Consider the following 20,195-nt stretch of genomic DNA (forward strand, 5'->3'; position numbering starts at 1 on the left):
ACCTCCTAGGTGGAACGCGTTCTATCCGATTCAAACACGCTTGCGGCTTGTATTGAAGGCCCCAGACGGCCAATCTGGAGCAACACAGGAACGTGTTCTAGTTCTCCAGGCCTAGGAGGCTCGCGTGGGCAGTCCGGTGATCGTGGGAGCGGTGCGCACGCCCATAGGCAGGCGGAACGGCTGGTTGTCCGGCCTGCACGCCGCCGAGCTCCTCGGTGCGGCACAACGAGGTCTTCTTGACAGGACAGGTCTCGATCCGTCCACTGTCGAACAGGTCATCGGCGGCACCGTCACCCAGGCGGGCGAGCAGTCGAACAACATCACCCGCACGGCCTGGCTGCACGCGGGTCTGCCGCAGACCACCGGCTGCACCACCGTCGACGCCCAGTGCGGCTCGGCCCAGCAGTCCACGCACCTCATCGCGGGTCTCATCGCGGCGGGCGCCATCGACGCCGGCATCGCGTGCGGGGTCGAGGCGATGAGCCGCGTGCCGTTGCGCAGCAACATCGGCGAGACCGGCATGCCGCGGCCCGACTCGTGGACGATCGACCTGCCCAACCAGTTCGTCGCCGCGGAACGGGTGGCGGAACGGCGTGGCATCGGGCGCGAGGAGGTCGACCGGTTCGGTGTCCAGTCGCAGAACCGGGCGCGGGCAGCGTGGGCGGCGGGCCGGTTCACCGCCGAGGTGGTGCCGGTGAAGGTCGGCGAGGACCTCGTGGACACCGACCAGGGCCTCCGCGAAACCAGCCTGGAGGCGTTGGCGGCGTTGAAACCCGTCGTGCCGGACGGCGTGCACACCGCCGGGACGTCCTCGCAGATCTCGGACGGCGCGTCCGCTGTGATGGTCGTGGACGAGGGGTTCGCACGGGCGCACGGGCTCAAGCCGCGCGCACGGATCGTCACGCAGTGCCTGGTCGGGTCGGACCCGTACTACCACCTGGACGGTCCCGTGGACGCCACCGCGCGGTTGCTGAAGCGCAGCGGCATGAAGATGGCCGACATCGACCTGTTCGAGGTCAACGAGGCGTTCGCGTCCGTCGTGCTGTCCTGGGCGGCGGTGCACCGGCCGAACCTGGACCGGGTCAACGTCAACGGCGGCGCGATCGCGATCGGTCACCCCGTGGGCAGCAGTGGCACCCGGCTGATCACCACGGCGTTGCACGAGTTGGAGCGCAGGGACGCTTCGACGGCGTTGATCACGATGTGCGCGGGCGGGGCCATGGCCACCGGCACGATCATCGAACGGATCTGAGGTCTTCAGCCGGATACGGAGTCCGCCGGCTCTCGTGCTGGAAGCGGCGGTAGAAGTCCTTCATCACCGCTGCGACGGCGTTGTGGCGGTTGAGGATCGCCGCGACCCGCGGCGGAACTCCCTGTGAGCGCAGCTGGTACGCGAACCACATCACCAGGTGCGTGACCGTGTAGTGGCGGTCGTAGTCCTCGTTCTCGGCGAAGAACGCGATCTCCTCCTCGGACAGGTCGAACCGGGAGGAGATCGCGAGGCCGTAGTCGGCGAAGTACAGGCGCTCGCCGTCGGTCAGGACGTTCTGGAAGTGGCCGTCGAAGTGCAGCAGGCCGCGGGAGTTCATGAACTCCACCCCGGCCGCCATCTCCCGTTCGACCATCTCGCAGGCGCTTTCGAGGTCGTCCTGGCCGTTCAGCCAGTCGTGCAGGTTCTGCGGTATGTACTCCAGGAACAGCGCGACGCTTGCGGTCGACTTCTTCAGCGCCTCGATGCGGGGACCCACCTCCGGTCCCCAGTAGTCGACCGCCTGATCAAGTTCCGCGGACAACGTCTGGCCCAGGTGCGGCAGGACACGCCAGTGATACGTCAGCGGAAAGCCCTCGTGCTCGCCCGCCAGCACCCAGTCCGTCGTCATGGTGTGCACGGCCAGCTCGCGCCACGCGCCGAAGCCGGCCGACCCGACCAGCCCGACGCCGTAATGGGCGTGCACGGGCAGGTCGTAGAGGTTCGCCGTCGATCCGGCGTGCCGCAACTCCAGGTCGGTCAGCGGCAACCGTTTCACGAAGACCGGGATTCCGCCGACGTCCGCCAACGCCGTCGGCCCGCCGATTCCCGCCCCTCTAGGCTCGGCCCGATCTACCAGGTCACCGAGTTCGCGGTCGCTGAGCAGCGCCAATGCGGCCGAGACGGTCCTGTACGAGTCCAGACGGGTCACATGATCGAAGTTACTCGGCTCCGTAGACCGGCGTCGGGTGGTCGTCCGCGACCAGCTTGCGCACGACGCTCCCCAACTCTTCGGGCGACCAGCGCTCGCCCTTGTCGATCTCCGGCCCGCGCTGCCACCCGTGCACGACGCAGACGCGTCCGCCGTCGACCTCGAACATCCGGCCGGTCACGTCCCCGGCCTCCTCGCTGCCGAGCCACACGACCAGCGGCGAGATGTTCTCCGGGGCCATCGCGTCGAACCCGTCCTCCGGCGCCGCCATCGTCTCCGCGAACGTCGCCTCGGTCATCCGGGTCCGCGCGGCCGGGGCGATCGCGTTGACCGTGATCCCGTAGCGGGCCAGTTCGGCGGCCGCAACCAGGGTCATCGAGGCGATGCCCGCCTTGGCCGCCGAGTAGTTCGCCTGCCCGACGCTGCCGAAGATCCCCGCCCCGGACGACGTGTTGATCACCCGGCCGGACACCGCGCCACCGGCCTTGTGCACGGCACGCCAATGCGCGGCGGCGTGGTGCAGCGTCGCGAAGTGGCCCTTCAGATGAACCCGGACGACCTCGTCCCACTCGTCCTCGGCGCAGCTCACGATCATGCGGTCGCGCACGATGCCGGCGTTGTTGACGAGCACGTCCAGTCCGCCGAACTCCGACACCGCGGTGTCGACCAGTCGTTGCGCACCTGCCCAGGTGCCGACGTCGTCGGTGTTCACGACGGCCCGCGGCCCGATCAGCTCGGCCACCTCGCCCGCGACCGCCGCGGACAGGTCGTTCACCACGACCCTGGCCCCAGCGGCACCGAACGCCAGCGCGTGGGCACGGCCGATGCCACGCCCGGCCCCTGTCACGATCACAACCCGGTTCATGAAGAGCCCCCATCGGCAGCGGTCAGGAACGCGGGTGTCTCTCCCCCGCCGTGCACGACCAAGGTCGCGCCGCTGACGTAGGACGCCAGCGGTGAAGCCAGGAACACCGCGCACGCGCCGACCTCGTCCGGCGACGCGAGACGCCCCAACGGCACGGTCCGCGCCACAGCCTCGATCCCGGCCTCGGAGCCGTAGTGCAAGTGCGACTGTTCAGTGCGCACCATGCCCACGGCCAGCGCGTTGACCCGCACTTTCGGCGCCCACTCCACGGCCAGCGACGAGGTCAGGCTGTCCAGCCCGGCCTTCGCGGCACCATAAGCGGCGGTTCCGGGAGACGGACGCCGTCCGCTGACGCTGCTCACGTTCACGATCGCCCCGCCGGACTCCTGTTTCTGCATGACCTCGTTGGCCGCCTGCGACACCAGCAAGGGCGCCAGCAGGTTCAGCTCGACGATCTTGGAGTGGAACCGCGGCGAGGCCTTGTCCGCCAACGCGAACGGCGCGCCACCGGCGTTGTTGACCACGACGTCGAGCCGGCCGTGTCCGGCGACGATCCCGGACACCAAGGCAGCCACCTGCTCCGCGTCCCGCACGTCGCACGGCACGAAAGACGCTCCATCCACCTCCGATGGACGCCGGGCACACGTGACGACGACAGCCCCGGCTGAGAGGAACGCGCGAGTGATGCCGAGACCGACACCGCGCACTCCGCCCGTCACGAGGACGACTGCTCCGTCGAGGTCCAGTTCCACCAGCACCTACCCCGGTCGCTTCAGCACTGCTAAGTTACCAAGCAATCGCTTGGTTCGGAAGGCGGCTCCATGGGAATCTCCAGCAGCCACACCGAAAACGGCATCATCGAGGTCACCGTCGACTATCCCCCGGTGAACGCCGTCCCGTCGCAGGGCTGGTTCGAGCTGGCCAAGGCCATCACGGCCGCGGGCGAAGACCCGGACGCACGTGTGGTGATCCTCCGGGCCGAGAACCGCGGCTTCTGCGCGGGCGTCGACCTCAAGGAGATCCAGCGCGCCGAGGGCTACAACGCGCTCGTCGCGGCCAATCGGGGGTGCGCCAAGGCTTTCGCGGCCGTGTACGACTGCGAGGTGCCGGTGATCGCCGCGGTGAACGGATTCTGCCTCGGTGGCGGCGTCGGGCTGGTCGGCAACGCGGACATCATCGTCGCGTCCGACGACGCCACGTTCGGGCTGCCCGAGGTCGACCGAGGCGCGCTCGGCGCGGCCACGCACCTGGCCAGGCTCGTTCCGCAACACCTGATGCGGACGCTCTACTACACGGCCCGCAACGTCAGCGCGCAAACGCTGCACCACCACGGCAGCGTCGTCGAGGTCGTGCCACGCGCACAGCTCGACGACGCGGCGCGCGAGATCGCCAAGGAGATCGCGAAGAAGGACACGGCGGTGATCCGCGCGGCCAAGGAGGCCATCAACGGCATCGACCCGCAGCGCGTGCACCAGAGCTACCGCTTCGAGCAGGGCTTCACCTTCGAACTGAACCTCACCGGCGTGTCCGACCACGCCCGGCAGGCCTTCCTGGACGGAAACCATGCGCGACAAGCGAATGACAGCTGACGAGGTCGTCGGCGAGATCAAGGACGGGATGACCGTCGGGATCGGCGGCTGGGGCTCGCGGCGCAAGCCGATGACCCTGGTCAAAGCGCTGCTGCGGTCCGGCGTCAAGGATCTGACGGTCGTCACGTACGGCGGTGCGGACGCCGGGCTGCTGTGCGCGGCGGGCAAGGTCCGCAAGCTGGTCTACGGCTTCGTCTCGCTCGACTCGATCCCGTACGACCCGTGGTTCAAGCGGGCGCGCGAGACCGCCGCGATCGAGGTCCTGGAGCTGGACGAGGGCATGTTCCAGACCGGGCTTCGGGCTGCTGGGCACCGGCTGCCGTTCCTGCCGATCAGGGCGGGCCTCGGTTCGGACGTGCTGAAGTACGCGCCCGAACTCAAGACCGTGCGATCGCCTTACGAAGACGGCGAAGAACTGGTCGCGATGCCGGCGTTGAAACTCGACGTCGCGTTGGTGCACCTCAACCGCGCGGACAAGCACGGCAACGCGCAGTACCTCGGGCCGGACCCGTACTTCGACGACCTGTTCTGCCTGGCCGCGGACCGCCGTTACGTCTCGTGCGAGCAGATCGTGGAGACGTTCGACGGGCCGCCGCAGACGTTGCTGCTCAACCGGATGATGGTCGACGGCGTGGTGGAAGCACCGGGTGGGGCGGGGTTCACGAGCTGCGTCCCGGACTATCCGCGCGACGAGGCCCTCCAGCGCGAGTACGCCGAGGCAGCCTCTGATCTGGAGAAGTGGCCGGAGTTCTACGAGAGGTTCCTGGGATGAGCGACATCACGCGAGCCGAAGTCTGCGTCGCGGCCTGCGCCGACCTGTTCCTCGGTGCCGGTGAGACGCTCGCCAGCCCGATGGGCCTCATCCCGTCCCTGGGCGCCAAACTCGCCCGCCTCACCACCGAACCGGACCTGCTGCTGAGCGACGGCGAGGCGTTCCTGCTCACGCCCGAGTCCACTGTGGAGGGCTGGCTGCCGTACCGGAAGGTGTTCGACGTCGTCGCGCACGGCCGCCGGCACGTCGTGATGGGCGCGAACCAGGTCGACAGGTTCGGCAACCAGAACATCTCCGCGATCGGCGATCACGCCAAGCCGACCCGGCAGCTGCTCGGGTTCCGCGGCGCGCCCGGCAACACCGTCAACCACCGCACCAGCTACTGGGTGCCGCGGCACAGCCCACGTGTGCTGGTCGAGGCCGTGGACGTGGTCTCCGGCGTCGGCTACGACCGCGCCGTCGGGCCGTTCCACGACATCCACCGCGTGGTCACGAACCTCGCCGTGTTCGACTTCGACACCCCGGACCACTCGATGCGCATCGTCTCCGTGCATCCCGGCGTGTCTGTCGACGAGGTCCAGAAGCAGACGTCGTTCCCGCTGGCAGCCGAGAACGTCACCGAGACCCGGCTCCCCACCGACGAGGAGCTGGACCTCATCAGAACCAGGCTCGATCCGGGCAGCAAGCGGGACAAGGAAGTCCCGCAGTGAGAACCGCGCTCACCGACCTGGTCGGCGTCCGGCACCCGGTCGTGCAGACCGGCATGGGCTGGGTCGCGGGGCCACGGCTGGTGTCCGCGACGGCAGAAGCGGGCGGGCTCGGCATCCTCGCTTCGGCGACCATGACCTACGCGGAACTCGAAGCCGCCATCAAGGAGACCCGCTCCCGCACGTCCGCGCCGTTCGGCGTGAACCTCCGGGCGGACGCCTCCGACGCGCCGGAACGAATCGATCTGCTGATCCGCGAACAGGTCAAGGTCGCTTCCTTCGCGCTGGCCCCGAAACCGGACATGATCGCGAAGCTCAACGACGCCGGGGTCGTCGTGATCCCGTCCATCGGCGCCGCGAGGCACGCGGAGAAGGTCGCGAAGTGGGGCGCCCACGCCGTGATCGTCCAGGGTGGCGAAGGCGGCGGCCACACCGGCGGCGTCGCCACGACCCTGCTGCTCCCGAGCGTGCTGGACGCCGTCGACATCCCGGTGATCGCGGCCGGTGGCTTCTTCGACGGCCGAGGCCTCGCGGCGGCGCTCGCGTACGGCGCGGCCGGCATCGCGATGGGCACCAGGTTCCTGCTCACCCAGGAGAGCACGGTCCCGGACGCGGTGAAACAGGCCTACCTGCAACGTGATCTCAACAGCACGGTCGTGACCACTCGCGTAGACGGCCTGCCGCACCGAGTCCTGCGGTCCGATCTCGTCGAACACCTCGAGAAGTCCGGCAAGCTCAGCAGCCTGGCACGGGCCGTCACCAACGCGGCCAGGTTCCGCGAGCACACCGGCCTGTCGTGGCGCGCGATGATCCGCGAAGGCCTGGCCATGAGGCACGGCAAGGACCTCACCTGGTCGCAGGTGATCATGGCCGCGAACACGCCGATGCTGCTGCGCGCCGGCCTGGTCGAGGGCAGGACCGACGCGGGCGTGCTCGCGTCCGGTCAGGTCGCCGGACTGCTGGGCGACCTGCCGACGTGCGCGGAACTGATCGAGACCATCGTCAAGGACGCCGAGTCGGCGATCGACCGCCTCAGAGACGTTCGATGATCGTCACGTTCGCCTGACCGCCGCCCTCGCACATCGTCTGCAGCCCGAACCGGCCACCCGTCCGCTCCAGCTCGTGCAGCAACGTCGTGAACAGCTTGGTGCCGGTCGCGCCGATCGGATGCCCCAGCGCGAGCGCTCCCCCGTTGACGTTGACCTTCCCGAGGTCGATCTTGAGCTCCTTGGCCCACGCCAGCGCCACCGACGCGAACGCCTCGTTGATCTCGAACAGGTCGATGTCCGAAATGGACATCCCGGCGCGTTCCAGCGCGTACCGGGTGGCCCGGATCGGCGCGGTCAGCATGTAGATCGGGTCCGAACCGCGTGCCGACATGTGGTGCACCCGAGCCCGCGGCTTCAGCTTGTACTCGCGCACTGCCTGTTCCGAGACCACCAGCACGGCCGAAGCGCCGTCGGAGATCTGCGACGACAACGCCGCCGTCGTCCTGCCGCCCGGCCGCAACGGTTGCAGCGCCGCCATCTTCTCGACGCTCGTGTCCGTGCGCGGGCACTCGTCGGCCGCGACCCCGTTGACCGGCGCGATCTCGCGGTCGAACCGGCCCTCCTTGATCGCGGTGATCGCCCGCAGATGGCTCTGCAGCGCGAACTCCTCCATCTCGCGGCGCGAGAGGTCCCAGCGCACGGCGATCAGGTCGGCCGCCCGGAACTGGTTGACCTCTTCGTCGCCGTAGCGGTGCCGCCAGCCCTCGCACCCCTCGAACGGACTGACGGTCATGGCCGACCCGATCGGCACCTGCGACATGTTCTGCACGCCGCCCGCGACCACGACGTCGGCCGTTCCGGACATCACCGCCTGCGCCGCGAAGTGCAGCGCCTGCTGGCTCGACCCGCACTGCCGGTCGACCGTCACGCCCGGCACCTGCTCCGGGAATCCCGCCGCCAGCCAGGACGTCCGCGCGATGTCACCCGCCTGCGGGCCGACCGTGTCCACGCATCCGAAGATCACGTCGTCCACGTCCGTCGGGTCGACGTCGACCCGGTTGAGCAGCGCCGTGATCACGTGCGCGCCGAGATCGGCGGGGTGCACGTGGCTCAGTTCGCCGCCACGCCTGCCCGCCGGAGTCCGCACAGCCTCGATGATGTACGCCTCGGCCACGAGGGCCCTCCTTCTACGGCTTTGCTACGTCTTGGAGTTCTTCCTGCGGCCCGTGGCGATGCCGTCGAGCAGAATCGCGAGGTACTGGTCGGCGACCTCGTCCGCTCCCATGCCGCCGTCCGGCCGGTACCACCGCACGGCCACCCACACCGTGTCGCGGATGAACCGGTACGCCACGTCAACGTCGAGGTCGGCGCGGAACACGCCCGCGCTCATACCCTCCTCCAGCAGCACCGTCCACAGCTTGCGGAACTCCACGCTGCGATCGTCCACGTAGGAGAACCGCTCCAGCCCCATCAGGTGCTTCGACTCGTTCTGGTAGATCGCGACCGCCGCGTGCCGGGTGTCGATCGCCTCGAACGACGCCACGACCAGCGCTTTCAGCGTCTGCTTCGGGCCGAGGCCGGCCTCGACGATCTCCCGGTACCGCGTGAACAGCTCGTCCAGGAAGGTCCGCAGGATCTCGTCCACCATCGACTCCTTCGAGTCGAAGTGGTGGTAGAGGCTGCCGGACAGGATGCCCGCCGCGTCCGCGATGTCCCTGACCGTGGTCTGCCCGTAGCCACGCTCGGCGAACATCTTCGCGGCGAGCTCCAGCAGCTCGGCCCTCCGGCTACTCATCGGTCGTTCCTTCCTCACGGGTGCTGACTGCTCACCGAGACGACCTCGCCCGTCAGGTAGGACGAGTAGTCGCTGGCGAGGAACACGATCACATTCGCGACCTCCCAGGGCTCGGCGGCGCGCCCAAAGGCTTCCCGGGACGCCAGTTCCGTCAGCAACTCCTCACTGGTGACCTTGGTCAAGAACGGGTGCGCCGCCAAGCTCGGGGCGACCGCGTTCACCCGGATGCCGTGCTCGGCGACGTCCATCGCGGCGCATCTGGTCAGCGCCATGACTCCGGCTTTCGCTGCCGCGTAATGGGCTTGACCCTTCTGGGCGCGCCAGCCGATCACACTGGAGTTGTTAACGACGACACCGCTTCGTTGGACGACCATTTGGCGTAACGCGGCCCTGGTGCAGCGGAAGGTGCCGTTGAGCGTGACGTCCAGGACGCGGGACCACTCGTCGTCGGCCATGTCCAGCACGGACTTCTCGCCACCGAGGCCGGCGTTGTTCACCATCACGTCGATGCGGCCGTAGCGCTCGACCGTCTCGTCGATCAGCGTCTGGACCTGCTGCTCGTTGGTGACGTCGCACTGGATCGCGTGGTCGGTGCCGAGCGTCTCGTGGGTTTCCTTGAGGCGGCGTTCGTGCCAGTCGCTGATGACGACCTTCGCGCCTTCTTCGAGGCACCTCTTCGCGGTCGCCGAGCCGATGCCGGTGCCCGCCGCGGCCGTCACGACGACGATCTTGTCCTTGAGCAGGTCGTGGCCGTTCATCGGGGCAGCCCCAGGATGCGGTGGGCGATGATCTCGCGCTGGATCTCGTCGGAACCGCCGTAGATGGTCTCGGCGCGGCTGAACAGGAACATCCGCTGCCACTCGTTGTCGTCGATCATCGACTCGGGGCCGAGCGAGTCCATCGCGAGCTCGCCGAGCCTGCGGTGCCAGCCCGCCCAGAACAGCTTCAGCACGGACGCCTCCGGACCCGGGTCGTCGTTGAGCGTTCTCATCGTGTGCGAGCGCATGACGTGCAGTTCGAGCCACGCCCTGGTGAGCCGTTCGTCGTCTGGCGCTTTGGCCATGATCGCGTCGAGCTGGCGGCGGAAGCCGACCTGGTGGCCGAGCATCGCGGTGCCGCGCTCGAAGCCCAGGGTCGCCATGGCGATCTTCCAGCCTTCGCCCGGCTGACCGACGACGTTCTCGCGCGGTGTGACGGCGCCGTCGAAGAAGACCTCGTTGAACTCGGACGTGCCGGTGAGCTGGCGGATCGGCCGCACCTCGACGCCCGGCTGGTTCATCGGCACGAGCAGGTACGAAAGGCCCTGGTGCCGCTGCGAACCGGGTTCGGTGCGGCACAGGACGAAGATCCAGTCCGAGTAGTGCGCGTTCGACGTCCAGATCTTCTGGCCGTTGATCACCCACCGGTCGCCTTCGAGGGTGGCTTTCGTCGTGACCGAGGCGAGGTCCGAGCCCGCGCCCGGTTCCGAGTAGCCCTGGCACCACAGCTCTTCGAGCGAGCGGATCTTGGGCAGGAAGCGTTCTTTCTGCTCTGGTGTGCCGAACGCGACGAGCGTCGGGCCGAGCAGGCCCTCGCCGACGATGTCGACCTTCGCCGGAGCATCGGCCTCCGCGTACTCCTCGTGGAAGATCACCTGTTCTTCCACACTGCGCTCACCGGGCCAGCCGAGGCACGTCCACCCGTTGCGCGCCAGGTGCCGGTGCCAACGCAGCCGTCCCTCGAACGCCTCGTGCTCGCGGCCGGGTCCACCCAGGCCGCGCAGCTCAGCGAACTCACCGACGAGGTTGGCGGACAACCATTCCCGCACCTCGCGCCGGAAGGACTCCATGCGCCATACTCTAACCTACCAAGCACTTGCTTTGGAGGGCGTGATGGCGGACGTTCCAAGCAGGCAAACGGTTTCAGTCGTGCTCGACCGCGCTGCTGCTTCGTACATCGACGCGGAGGCGTTGGTGGACGGGGAGGTTCGCCTCACCTGGCTGGAGTTGCGTTCGGCGGCGCTGGACGCGGCGCGCGCACTCGTGGGGATGGGTGTGCGGCCAGGCGATCGGGTGGCTCTGTGCGCACCCAACTCCGCTCACTGGGTGGTCGCGGCGCTCGGGGCGTTGCGCGCGGGTGCGGCGCTGGTTCCGATCAACACCCGGTTCACCGCGACGGAGACGGTGGACGTGCTGCAACGCAGTGCCGCTCGCGTGCTGATCGTCGAAGGCGAGTTCCTCGGGCGTGACCGGGAGGCGGAGCTGCGGGCGTTGTCGTCCGACCTGCCCGCGGTGGTGCGATCACCGGCCTCGTGGGTCGCCGCGGACGCCGATCTTCCTGAGCTGACTGAAGATCAGCTCTGCGACGTCATGTTCACGTCCGGCACCACCGGGCGCAGCAAAGGAGCGATGAGCGCGCATCGGCAGTCGCTCGGGGTGGCCGAGGCCTGGGCCGCCTGCGGCGAGCTGACGTCCGCGGATCGCTATCTGATCGTCAACCCCTTCTTCCACACCTTTGGTTACAAGGCGGGGATTCTGGCCTGTCTGCTGACCGGGGCGACGATCGTGCCGCAGCCGGTGTTCGACGTCGTGGAGACGATGCGGCTGATCGAACGGGAACGGATCACCGTGCTGCCCGGGCCGCCGACCATCTTCCAGGCGTTGCTCGACCATCCCGAGCGCGGCTCGTTCGACCTGTCGAGTCTGCGGCTGGTCGTCACCGGCGCGGCGGTCGTGCCCGTGGTGCTGATCGAGAGGCTGCGGGCGGAGCTGTCGCTGACCGTGCTCACCGCCTACGGGCTGACCGAGGCCGTCGTCGCCACCATGTGCCGCCCTGGCGACTCACCCGAGACCGTCGCGCACACGTGCGGTGCGCCGATGGCGGGGTTCGAGCTCCGGTTGGGCTCGCAGGACGAAGTGCTGCTGCGCGGGCCGAACGTGATGCTCGGTTACCTCGACGATCCGGAGGCGACGGCTCTTGCGATCGATGCCGATGGCTGGCTGCACACCGGTGACATCGGCGCGGTGGACTCGCGGGGGTACCTGTCGATCACCGACCGACTCAAGGACATGTACATCTGCGGCGGTTTCAACGTCTACCCCGCCGAGATCGAGCAGGCGCTGGCCCGGCTGCCAGGGGTCGCGGAGTCGGCCGTCGTGGGGATGGCCGACGCCCGGCTGGGTGAGGTCGGGGTGGCGCACATCGTCACGGCGCCTGGATTCGCGCTTTCCGCGGACGAGGTGATCGCGTTCTGTCGCGAGCGGCTGGCGAACTACAAGGTGCCGCGCGCCGTCGAGTTCCACCCGGCGCTCCCCCGCAACGCCATGGGCAAGGTCCTCAAAACCCAACTGCGCAAGGAGAACGCGTGACAGTCTCGTATGAGCGGCGGGACGCGGTCGCCGTCGTGACCATGAACCGCCCGGAGTACCGCAACGCGCAGAACTCGGCGATGACCTACGCGTTGGACGAGGCCTTCACCCGCGCCGTGAACGACGACGAGGTCAAGGTGATCGTCCTGGCCGGGGCCGGCGACCACTTCTCCGCGGGCCACGACATCGGCTCGCCCGACCGCGATGTAGACGTCTCCTTCGAGCGCAAGGCCGTGATGTGGTGGGACCACGTCGGCCGCGAGGGCGGTGATCTCCGCTTCGCCCGTGAGATGGAGGTCTACCTCGGCATGTGCCGGCGGTGGCGGGAGATCCCGAAGCCGACGATCGCGATGGTGCAGGGCGCGTGCGTGGCGGGCGGCCTGATGCTCGCCTGGGTGTGCGACCTGATCGTGGCGGCCGAGGACGCGTTCTTCGCCGATCCCGTGGTGCGCATGGGGATTCCTGGCGTCGAGTACTTCGCGCACCCGTGGATGCTCGGCCCGCGCGCCGCGAAGGAGGTGCTGTTCACCGGCGACCGCTTCTCGGCCCAGCGCGCCTACGAGTGGGGCATGGTCTCGCGCGTCGTGCCGCGTTCCTCGTTGGAGTCTTCGACTTTTGAGCTGGCTTCGCGCATCTCGGCGATGCCGCGCTTCGGGCTGGCGCTGGCGAAGAAGGCGGTCAACCAGTCCGAGGACCTGATGGGCCTGCGTGCCGGGATGGACTCGGTCTTCGGTCTGCACCACTTCGCGCACGCGCACAACGCCGAGGTGAGCTCCGACGCGTTGGCCGGGATGGACGCCCGTTCGATGAAGAAGGCCTCCGGCTGATGGATCTGGATCTGGACGCTTCGACGCTGGAGTTCCGGGCCGAGGTGCATGCCTGGCTGGCCGCGCACGTTCGTCCACTGTCCTCCATGGACACAACCGCGGGCTTCGAGGAGCATCGCGCGTGGGAGCGCCTGCTGGCTTCCGAGCGGCTGTCGGTGGTCTCGTGGCCCGCTGAGTTCGGCGGACGGGAAGCCTCGTTGCTGCAGTGGCTGGTGTTCGAGGAGGAGTACCACGCCTCGGGCGCGCCGGGCCGTGTCTCTCAGAACGGGATTTTTCTTTTAGCACCAACATTGTTCGCGCACGGCACCGACGAGCAACGTACCCGGATCCTGCCCTCGATGGCGCGCGCCGACGTGGTGTGGGCGCAGGCCTGGTCCGAGCCCGAAGCCGGATCGGACCTGGCGTCGTTGCGCAGCACCGCGGTCCGGTGTGACGGCGGCTGGCTGCTGCGCGGCCAGAAGACCTGGAGTTCGCGGGCGGCGTTCGCGGACCGGGCGTTCGGCCTGTTCCGCACCGGCCCCGGCGAACGTCACCGCGGCCTGACCTACCTGCTCTTCGACCTGCGTGCCTCCGGTGTCACCGTGCGGCCGATCAACCAACTCGACGGCGAACCGGGCTTCGCCGAGATCTTCCTGGACGACGTGTTCGTGCCGGATCGCGACGTCGTGGGCGAGGTCGGCGACGGCTGGCGCGTGGCGATGAGCACGGCGGGCAACGAGCGCGGCCTGACCCTGCGCAGCCCTGGCCGTTTCACCGCCGCGGCCTCCCGGCTGGTCGAGCTCTACCGCAAGAACCCGGACCCGGCGCTGCGCGATCGGGTCGTCGACGCGTGGATCGGCGCGCAGGCCTACCGACTCCACACGTTCGGCGCGCTGGCCAGCCCCTTGTCCGGGCCTGCCGCCAGCGTCACGAAGGTGTTCTGGTCCGAGCTGGACGTGGCACTGCACGAGACCGCCCTCGACCTGCTCGGCGAGGTCGCGCCGGGGTGGCGGGACGGGTGGCTGTTCTCGCTGTCGGGGCCGATCTACGCCGGTACCAACGAGATCCAGCGCAACGTGATCGCCGAACGACTCCTGGGGCTGCCGCGATGATGTTCACGTTGTCGTCCGAGCAGACGGACTTCGCCAGCGTGCTGCACGGGTTCCTGGCCGCGGGGAAGACGGACCTGGCCTCGCTCGGGGTGGACGAGGTGACCGACCCGGTCGACCTCGTGGTGGTGTTCGAGGAGTTGGGGCATCACGCGGTCCCCGGGCCGCTGGTGGAGTCGTTGGCGGTGGTGCCAGCGCTGGTGGACGGCCTCAGAGCTGGCGGTGGCGGTGGCGCTGGCGGCATTGGCGCTGGCGGCGTTGGCGCCGGCGGCGTTGGCGCCGGCGGCGTTGGCGCCGGCGGCGTTGGCGCCGGCACCGGGGGCGGTGGCGCCGGCGTTGGCGGCAGTGGCGGCGGTGGCGGCGTTGGTGGCGGGACTGAAGCCGGAGTCGTTGGCAAGGCTGGGGCTGGGACCTGGTCCGTTGCCTTCCCTCCCCTGATCCCCCACGCCGTCGAGGCCGACCACTACCTGCTGATCGAGGGCGACACTCTCCGCGAGGCCTCCCCCACCACCGAACTCGAGTCCGTCGACCCGGCCCGCCGCCTCGTCGAACTCGCCGCCGGCCCGGTCGTCGCCACCGACGTCCCCGCCGCCCGCGCCTTCGACCTCGGCGTCCTGACCTGCTCGGCCCAGCTCCTCGGACTCGGCAGGGCCATGTTGGAGATGACCACCGCCCACGCCAAGGTCCGCGCCCAGTTCGGCAAGCCCATCGGCCAGTTCCAGGCGATCAAGCATCATCTCGCGAACGTCCTCATCGGACTCGAACTCGCCCGCCCGCTGGTGTTCGGCGCGGCCGTGACCATGTCCTCCCGCGACGTCTCCGCCGCCAAGGTCGCCACCTCCGACGCCGCCTGGCAGGCCGCTCGCACGGCACTGCAGGTCCACGGCGCCATCGGCTACACCGCCGAGCACGATCTGGGCCGTTTCCTGTTGCAGACCCGAGCCCTGCGCACGGCGTGGGGCAGTCCGTCGATGCACCGAGCACGTGTGCTGGAGGCGTTGTGACACCGGAACAACTCGCGTTGCGTGACGCCGTCCGCAGCCTGCTCGACAAGCACTCGGACGTCCGCGCGGCCATCGAGACCCCACACGGCTACGACAAGGCCGTGTGGGCGCGGTTGTGCGACATCGGCGTGCTCCCGATCCCCGAGCAGTACGGCGGTTCCGGCGCCGGCCTGGCCGAGACCCGCATCGCCCTCGAAGAACTGGGCCGCACCCTCACCCCGTCACCGCTGCTGGCTTCGACGCTGGCGGCTCAGGCGTTGCTGGCGACGGGGAACGAGGAGGCGTGCGAACGACTGTTGCCCCGTATCGCGGACGGGACCGTCGCCACCCTCGTCTGGCCGTGGGACAACGGCCGGACCAGCCTCAACGGCACGGCGCGCTACGTCCTGGAAGGCGACCTCGCCGAGATCCTCCTCGCCACCGACGGCACCGACCTGTACGAGGTGGACCTCGGCCACCCCGGCATCAGCCGCGAGCACACACCGACGATGGACCAGACCCGCCGCCTCGCCACCCTCCACCTGACCGACGCCGCCACCCACCGGTTGGGCCCGTGGTCGCCCCACGTCCGTGACATCGCGCTGGCCGCACTGAGCGCGGAGCAGGTCGGTGCCGCCGCTAGAGCCCTCGAACTCACCGTCGAGTACACCAAGACGAGGATCCAGTTCGGCAAGCCCATCGGCTCGTTCCAGGCGTTGAAGCACCGCATGGCGGACATGCACGTCCTCGTCGAAACCGCCAGGTCAGCCGCGGAAGCCCCGATCGACGAGGTGTCCGCGGCGGTCGCGAAGGTCTACTGCTCGGAGGCGTTCTTCAAGGTCGCCGCCGAGATGGTCCAGCTGCACGGCGGCATCGCGATCACCTGGGAGCACGACGCGCACCTGTACCTCAAACGGGCGCACGGCAGCGGCCAGCTGTTCGGCAGCCCGGCCGTGCACCTCGAACGGTTGCGGGCGAAGATCTGATCCGTGGATGTGCGGACCTACGCGACGGTCACCGATCTGTGCGGGCGGTTCGCGGGGCGGCTGGAGGACGACGTCCTGCGGTCGGTGCGCGAGGACTACTTCGGCGGTGAGCCCGCGCAGGCCGAGGCCGCGTTGTTGCTGACCATGGCGAACGAGGACATCGGCATCACGCAGGAGGAACACGACCTCATTCGATCCACGTTGGACGATCCGCACAGCCCGGACCTGGCCTCCGTGCGGATCATCGCCGCCGTACCACCTGTGCCGTACCGGTTCAGCCCCCGCGGTCCCGCCGACGCGCCGGATCCGAGCCGGGCGGACCGCGTGCTGGCCGACGAGGCGGCGCGGTACGGCGGACGCGTCCTGCGCCGTGCCTGGAGGGAACCGCTAGTCGGCGCACCGGACGTCGCGAAGTGGACCTACGTCCTGGAGGTGTCCGATGCCGACGTGCTCGGCGTTTTCGCCGGACTCTCCGGACGGCTGTGGGTCACGCTCCGCGAGAAGTGGCCACTGGAGGTGGTCGGGACCAGGCTCTCGCCGTACCAGGCGGCTGCCTCCGTGGCGCCGCGGATCTGGGTCGCCTAGGCCTGTCCCAGCACGCGGCGGAACGTCGGGCACTCCATGTGCGTCGGCGCCGGACACGCCGCCGCGTGCCGCAGCTCGTCGCGCATCGACGCCAGCTTCTGGATCGTCACGTCCAGCTCGTCCGCCTTGGCCGCGAGCATGGCGCGGTTCGGCGACGGGCGGCCGTCGGGCGAGAACATCAGCGTGATCTCGTCCAGCGAGAACCCCGCCGTGCGGCAGACTGCGATCAACGCCAGCTGTTCCAGCACGGCCGGTGCGAACACGCGGGTCAGGCCCTGCCGTCGCACGGACGCGATCAGGCCGCGTTCCTCGTAGTAGCGCAGGGTCGACGCGGGTACACCGGAACGCCGGACCACCTCGCCGATGCCGATCTCGGTTTTGTCCACGACACTTGACCTCAAGCCGACTTGAAGTAGGACGGTAGGAGCATGACAGCAGAGGTGAACAGCGAGCAGGCCGCCTGGTGGAACGCCGCGGGGCAGGGCTGGGCGAACGTGCAGGACATCGTGGACCTGATGCTCCGCCCGTTCCAGGACCTGCTGGTCCAGGCCGCGCTCGAACGGCCGCGTGGACGGGTTCTCGACGTCGGGTGCGGCACGGGCGGTGTCACGAGGGCGATCACCGAGGCCACCGGGGCGGCCTGCGTGGGCGTCGACATCTCCGAGACGATGCTCGCCGCCGCCCGCGAGCACGGAAAAGCGCAGTACGTCCTGGCTGACGCACAGGTGCACGCGTTCGACGCGAGCTTCGACCTGATCGTGAGCAGGTTCGGGGTCATGTTCTTCGACGACCCCGTCGCCGCCTTCCGCAACCTGCTCCGAGCCACGTCGCCCGGAGGTGAGCTCTGCTTCATCACCTGGCGCACGGCGGACGAGAACCCGTTCATGACCACCGCGACCAAGGCCGCCGCCCCGCTGTTGCCCGACGCGCCCGCTCCGGATCCGGACGGGCCGGGTCCGTTCGCCTTCGCCGACCCCGGCAAGACGCGCAAGACCCTCGAAGAGGCCGGTTGGGGCGGGATCGACATCCGGCCGGTGGACCACCTCCGCGCCCTGCCCGAGAAACTGCTGGTCCCGTACCTGAGCAACCTCGGCCCGATCTCCCGTGCGCTGAAGGAGGCCGAAAAGTCCGAACGGCCCCGGATCATGGCGGCCGTCCGGAGCGCGTTCGACGGCTTCGTGCACGGGGACGAGGTGCGGATTCCGGCCGCGGTGTGGCAGGTCACCGCGTCAGCTCCACTCTGATTGGCGCTGCCAGGTCAGCAGGTTGTCGAGGACCTCGCCGGACCAGCCGCGGGTGTCCAGCTCGGCGTGCGTGGCGTAGCGGCCGCGGTAGAACAGCAGCGGCTGCGCCTCGCGCACCGGGCCGAGCTCCACGACCGAGCCGACGACCATGTGGTGGTCGCCGGCGTCGTGCACCACCGAGACCTGGCAGTCGGCCCACGTGAGCGCGCCGTCGAGCACCGGAGCGCCGGTCGGGGAAGGCGTCCACGAGACGGTCGAGAACTTGTCCGTGCCCGCCTTCCCGAACACCGTCGACACCTCGCGCTGGTCTTCGGCCAGCACGTTCACGCAGAACGAGCCGGCCGACGCGATCGCCGCCCAGCTGCGCGAGGTCCGTTGTGGGCAGAACACCACCAGCGGCGGGTCCAGCGACAACGCGGCGAAGGCCTGACAGGCGAACCCTACCGGCCCGTCGGAGGACATGCCGGTCACCACGGTCACCCCCGTGCAGAAGTGACCGAGAACGGAACGGTAGCGGGCGGTTACTTCTGGACGCCCACGCTGAAGTCGTGTCCCCACAGGCTCACCGCCGTGCTCTCGCGTGCGATCCAGTCCTCATCGTCGACCTGCCGTCCCTCGCAACCGAACTCGACGTCGAACCCACCGGGCGTCTTCATGTAGAACGACAGCATCAGGTCGTTGACGTGCCTGCCCAACGTCGCCGACATCGGCACCTTGCGCCGGGTCGCCCGGTCCAGCGTCAGGCCCACGTCGTCGGTGTTCTCGACCTCGACCATCAGGTGCACGATCCCGCTCGGCGTCGGCATCGGCAGGAACGCGAGGCTGTGGTGGCGCGGGTTGCAGCCGAAGAACCGCAGCCACGCGGGCGGTCCGTCGGCGGGCCTGCCGACGAACTGCGGTGGCAGGCGCATCGAGTCCCGCAGCCGGAACCCCAGCACGTCGCGGTAGAAGTGCAGCGCGGCCTCGTCGTCCGAAGTGGACAGCACGACGTGGCCGAGGCCCTGTTCCCCTGTCACGAACCGGTGTCCGTACGGCGACACGACCCGCCGGTGCTCCAAAGCAGCGCCGTGGAAGACTTCCAGCGTGTTGCCGGACGGGTCCTCGAACCGGATCAGCCCGGTGACCCGTCGTTCCGCCAGGTCCTCCGCCGACCCTTCGACGTACGCGACCCCGGCTGAGGCCAGGCGTTTCGCGACCTCTTCGACCTCGGCCTCGGTGGCGGCCTCCCAGCCGGACGCCTGCAACCGGTCGGCCTCGCCGGGCACGATCACCAGACGTGCCGGGAAGTCGTCCATCCGCAGGTACAAAGCACCCTCGACAGAACCCTTGCCCTCCACCATGCCGAGGACCTTCAGCCCGAACTCGCGCCACCGGTTCATGTCGGTGGCCTCGATCCGGAGATACGCCAGCGACCGGATGCTCATCACGCCTCCGTCAGAAAGTCGAGGGCGAGCCGGTTGAACTCGTCGAACTTCTCCAGCTGCGCCCAGTGCCCGCACCCACCGAACACGTGCAGTTGCACGCGCGGGATCAGCTTCGTCGCCAGCAACGCGCCGTCCAGCGGGTTCACCCGGTCCTCGCGGCCCCACACCAGCAAGACCCGCTGGCGCAGCTTGTAAGCCTCGCGCCAGAGCATGCCCTGCTCGAAGTCGGGGCCGGAGAACGACTTGCCCAGCGCGGCCATGGCCCGCAACGACTCCGGCTTCGACGCGGCCTCGAACCGTTCGTCGATCAGCTCGTCGGTGATCAGCGACTGGTCGAACACCATGATCCGCAGGAACTCCTCGATCTTCTCCCGCGTGGGTGTGCGAGCGAACGCGCTGAGCTTGCGCACACCCTCGGTCGGATCAGGCGAGAAGACGTTCAACGACAACCCGCCCGGCCCCATCAGCACCAATCGACCGGCACGTTTCCCGTTGTCCAGCGCGAACCGGACCGCGGTGCCACCGCCGAGCGAGTTGCCCAGGACGTGCGCCTGCTCGATCTCCAGCGAGTCCAGGAGATCCTTCAAAGCCCTGGAGGCGAAGGAGAAGTACTGGTCGTGCTCGGCCGGTTTGTCCGACTGGCCGTAGCCCGGCATGTCGACCGCCAGCACCCGGAACGACTTCGCGAACACCGGGATGTTCGCGCGGAAGTTGCTCAACGCCGACGCACCGGGTCCGCCGCCGTGCAGCAGGACCAGCGTCTCGGCGTTGTCGGTACCGGCCTCGTGGTAGTGCAACCGCACACTCATCAACG

General features: G+C 69.0%; 23 protein-coding genes. 12 read left to right on the top strand and 11 right to left on the bottom strand.

Annotated elements, in window-relative coordinates; genetic code table 11:
- Nucleotides 1–124 precede the first annotated feature (124 nt).
- A complete protein-coding gene (locus tag SK854_RS08740) occupies nucleotides 125–1,252 on the top strand; it encodes a steroid 3-ketoacyl-CoA thiolase (RefSeq protein ID WP_319974496.1) in 1,128 nt (375 codons plus the stop codon).
- Here the strand turns inward: SK854_RS08740 and SK854_RS08745 are convergent.
- Genes SK854_RS08745 through SK854_RS08755 form a run of 3 tightly spaced genes read right to left on the bottom strand, consistent with a single transcriptional unit; the run spans nucleotide 1,236 to nucleotide 3,803 of the window.
- Nucleotides 1,236–2,180, bottom strand: coding sequence for a protein kinase family protein (locus SK854_RS08745; protein WP_319974497.1), 945 nt, complete (start codon nucleotides 2,178–2,180; stop codon nucleotides 1,236–1,238). The genes SK854_RS08740 and SK854_RS08745 overlap by 17 nt on opposite strands.
- A gap of 10 nt (nucleotides 2,181–2,190) precedes the next feature.
- Nucleotides 2,191–3,045 (bottom strand): SDR family oxidoreductase, encoded by an 855-nt coding sequence (locus SK854_RS08750; RefSeq protein ID WP_319974498.1) that lies wholly within the window; start codon nucleotides 3,043–3,045, stop codon nucleotides 2,191–2,193.
- Entirely contained in the window at nucleotides 3,042–3,803 is a 762-nt protein-coding gene (locus SK854_RS08755; RefSeq protein ID WP_319974499.1) for an SDR family oxidoreductase, read from the bottom strand. Before SK854_RS08755 ends, SK854_RS08750 begins: the two co-directional genes overlap by 4 nt.
- 63 nt (nucleotides 3,804–3,866) lie before the next feature.
- Between SK854_RS08755 and SK854_RS08760 the strand changes: the two genes are divergently transcribed.
- The 4 genes from SK854_RS08760 to SK854_RS08775 are packed head-to-tail and all read left to right on the top strand — an operon-like array spanning nucleotide 3,867 to nucleotide 7,162.
- Nucleotides 3,867–4,634 (top strand): enoyl-CoA hydratase family protein, encoded by a 768-nt coding sequence (locus SK854_RS08760; RefSeq protein WP_319974500.1) that lies wholly within the window; start codon nucleotides 3,867–3,869, stop codon nucleotides 4,632–4,634.
- Nucleotides 4,609–5,406: a CoA transferase subunit A gene (locus SK854_RS08765; protein ID WP_319974501.1), complete on the top strand. Its 798-nt coding sequence runs from the start codon at nucleotides 4,609–4,611 to the stop codon at nucleotides 5,404–5,406. The genes SK854_RS08760 and SK854_RS08765 overlap by 26 nt, the downstream gene beginning before the upstream one ends.
- A complete protein-coding gene (locus SK854_RS08770; protein WP_319974502.1) occupies nucleotides 5,403–6,116 on the top strand; it encodes a CoA-transferase subunit beta in 714 nt (237 codons plus the stop codon). The genes SK854_RS08765 and SK854_RS08770 overlap by 4 nt, the downstream gene beginning before the upstream one ends.
- Nucleotides 6,113–7,162, top strand: coding sequence for an NAD(P)H-dependent flavin oxidoreductase (locus SK854_RS08775; RefSeq protein WP_319974503.1), 1,050 nt, complete (start codon nucleotides 6,113–6,115; stop codon nucleotides 7,160–7,162). Before SK854_RS08770 ends, SK854_RS08775 begins: the two co-directional genes overlap by 4 nt.
- Here the strand turns inward: SK854_RS08775 and SK854_RS08780 are convergent.
- The 4 genes from SK854_RS08780 to SK854_RS08795 are packed head-to-tail and all read right to left on the bottom strand — an operon-like array spanning nucleotide 7,146 to nucleotide 10,725.
- On the bottom strand, nucleotides 7,146–8,276 hold the full coding sequence (locus SK854_RS08780; RefSeq protein ID WP_319974504.1) for an acetyl-CoA C-acetyltransferase: 1,131 nt from the start codon (nucleotides 8,274–8,276) through the stop codon (nucleotides 7,146–7,148). The two genes, SK854_RS08775 and SK854_RS08780, sit on opposite strands and share 17 nt — an antisense overlap.
- A gap of 24 nt (nucleotides 8,277–8,300) precedes the next feature.
- A complete protein-coding gene (locus SK854_RS08785) occupies nucleotides 8,301–8,897 on the bottom strand; it encodes a TetR/AcrR family transcriptional regulator (RefSeq protein WP_319974505.1) in 597 nt (198 codons plus the stop codon).
- A 14-nt stretch (nucleotides 8,898–8,911) separates the two neighbouring features.
- Nucleotides 8,912–9,655 (bottom strand): SDR family oxidoreductase, encoded by a 744-nt coding sequence (locus SK854_RS08790; protein ID WP_319974506.1) that lies wholly within the window; start codon nucleotides 9,653–9,655, stop codon nucleotides 8,912–8,914.
- Complete coding sequence (locus tag SK854_RS08795) at nucleotides 9,652–10,725, bottom strand: acyl-CoA dehydrogenase family protein (protein ID WP_319974507.1); 1,074 nt, start codon at nucleotides 10,723–10,725, stop codon at nucleotides 9,652–9,654. The genes SK854_RS08790 and SK854_RS08795 overlap by 4 nt, the downstream gene beginning before the upstream one ends.
- Before the next feature lie 43 nt (nucleotides 10,726–10,768).
- Between SK854_RS08795 and SK854_RS08800 the strand changes: the two genes are divergently transcribed.
- Genes SK854_RS08800 through SK854_RS08825 form a run of 6 tightly spaced genes read left to right on the top strand, consistent with a single transcriptional unit; the run spans nucleotide 10,769 to nucleotide 16,713 of the window.
- Nucleotides 10,769–12,244, top strand: a complete 1,476-nt coding sequence (locus SK854_RS08800) for a FadD3 family acyl-CoA ligase (RefSeq protein WP_319974508.1) — start codon at nucleotides 10,769–10,771, stop codon at nucleotides 12,242–12,244.
- Entirely contained in the window at nucleotides 12,241–13,071 is an 831-nt protein-coding gene (locus SK854_RS08805) for an enoyl-CoA hydratase (protein ID WP_319974509.1), read from the top strand. The genes SK854_RS08800 and SK854_RS08805 overlap by 4 nt, the downstream gene beginning before the upstream one ends.
- On the top strand, nucleotides 13,071–14,162 hold the full coding sequence (locus SK854_RS08810) for an acyl-CoA dehydrogenase family protein (RefSeq protein WP_319974510.1): 1,092 nt from the start codon (nucleotides 13,071–13,073) through the stop codon (nucleotides 14,160–14,162). The genes SK854_RS08805 and SK854_RS08810 overlap by 1 nt, the downstream gene beginning before the upstream one ends.
- A complete protein-coding gene (locus SK854_RS08815; protein ID WP_319974511.1) occupies nucleotides 14,159–15,163 on the top strand; it encodes an acyl-CoA dehydrogenase family protein in 1,005 nt (334 codons plus the stop codon). The genes SK854_RS08810 and SK854_RS08815 overlap by 4 nt, the downstream gene beginning before the upstream one ends.
- On the top strand, nucleotides 15,160–16,128 hold the full coding sequence (locus SK854_RS08820) for an acyl-CoA dehydrogenase family protein (RefSeq protein ID WP_319974512.1): 969 nt from the start codon (nucleotides 15,160–15,162) through the stop codon (nucleotides 16,126–16,128). Before SK854_RS08815 ends, SK854_RS08820 begins: the two co-directional genes overlap by 4 nt.
- A gap of 3 nt (nucleotides 16,129–16,131) precedes the next feature.
- Complete coding sequence (locus tag SK854_RS08825) at nucleotides 16,132–16,713, top strand: hypothetical protein (protein ID WP_319974513.1); 582 nt, start codon at nucleotides 16,132–16,134, stop codon at nucleotides 16,711–16,713.
- Here the strand turns inward: SK854_RS08825 and SK854_RS08830 are convergent.
- Nucleotides 16,710–17,099 (bottom strand): helix-turn-helix domain-containing protein, encoded by a 390-nt coding sequence (locus SK854_RS08830; RefSeq protein ID WP_319974514.1) that lies wholly within the window; start codon nucleotides 17,097–17,099, stop codon nucleotides 16,710–16,712. The genes SK854_RS08825 and SK854_RS08830 overlap by 4 nt on opposite strands.
- 42 nt (nucleotides 17,100–17,141) lie before the next feature.
- Between SK854_RS08830 and SK854_RS08835 the strand changes: the two genes are divergently transcribed.
- Nucleotides 17,142–17,957, top strand: coding sequence for a class I SAM-dependent methyltransferase (locus SK854_RS08835; protein ID WP_319974515.1), 816 nt, complete (start codon nucleotides 17,142–17,144; stop codon nucleotides 17,955–17,957).
- On the opposite strand, the gene hsaB is transcribed toward SK854_RS08835, so the two are convergent.
- The 3 genes from hsaB to hsaD are packed head-to-tail and all read right to left on the bottom strand — an operon-like array spanning nucleotide 17,943 to nucleotide 20,190.
- Nucleotides 17,943–18,515: a 3-hydroxy-9,10-secoandrosta-1,3,5(10)-triene-9,17-dione monooxygenase reductase subunit gene (gene hsaB / locus SK854_RS08840; RefSeq protein ID WP_319974516.1), complete on the bottom strand. Its 573-nt coding sequence runs from the start codon at nucleotides 18,513–18,515 to the stop codon at nucleotides 17,943–17,945. The two genes, SK854_RS08835 and hsaB, sit on opposite strands and share 15 nt — an antisense overlap.
- Nucleotides 18,479–19,381, bottom strand: coding sequence for an iron-dependent extradiol dioxygenase HsaC (gene hsaC / locus SK854_RS08845; protein WP_319974517.1), 903 nt, complete (start codon nucleotides 19,379–19,381; stop codon nucleotides 18,479–18,481). The genes hsaB and hsaC overlap by 37 nt, the downstream gene beginning before the upstream one ends.
- On the bottom strand, nucleotides 19,381–20,190 hold the full coding sequence (hsaD, locus tag SK854_RS08850; protein ID WP_319974518.1) for a 4,5:9,10-diseco-3-hydroxy-5,9,17-trioxoandrosta-1(10),2-diene-4-oate hydrolase: 810 nt from the start codon (nucleotides 20,188–20,190) through the stop codon (nucleotides 19,381–19,383). Before hsaD ends, hsaC begins: the two co-directional genes overlap by 1 nt.
- Nucleotides 20,191–20,195: the final 5 nt, after the last annotated feature.

It is taken from the genome of Lentzea sokolovensis, from assembly GCF_033949975.1.
GTDB lineage: Bacteria > Actinomycetota > Actinomycetes > Mycobacteriales > Pseudonocardiaceae > Lentzea > Lentzea sokolovensis.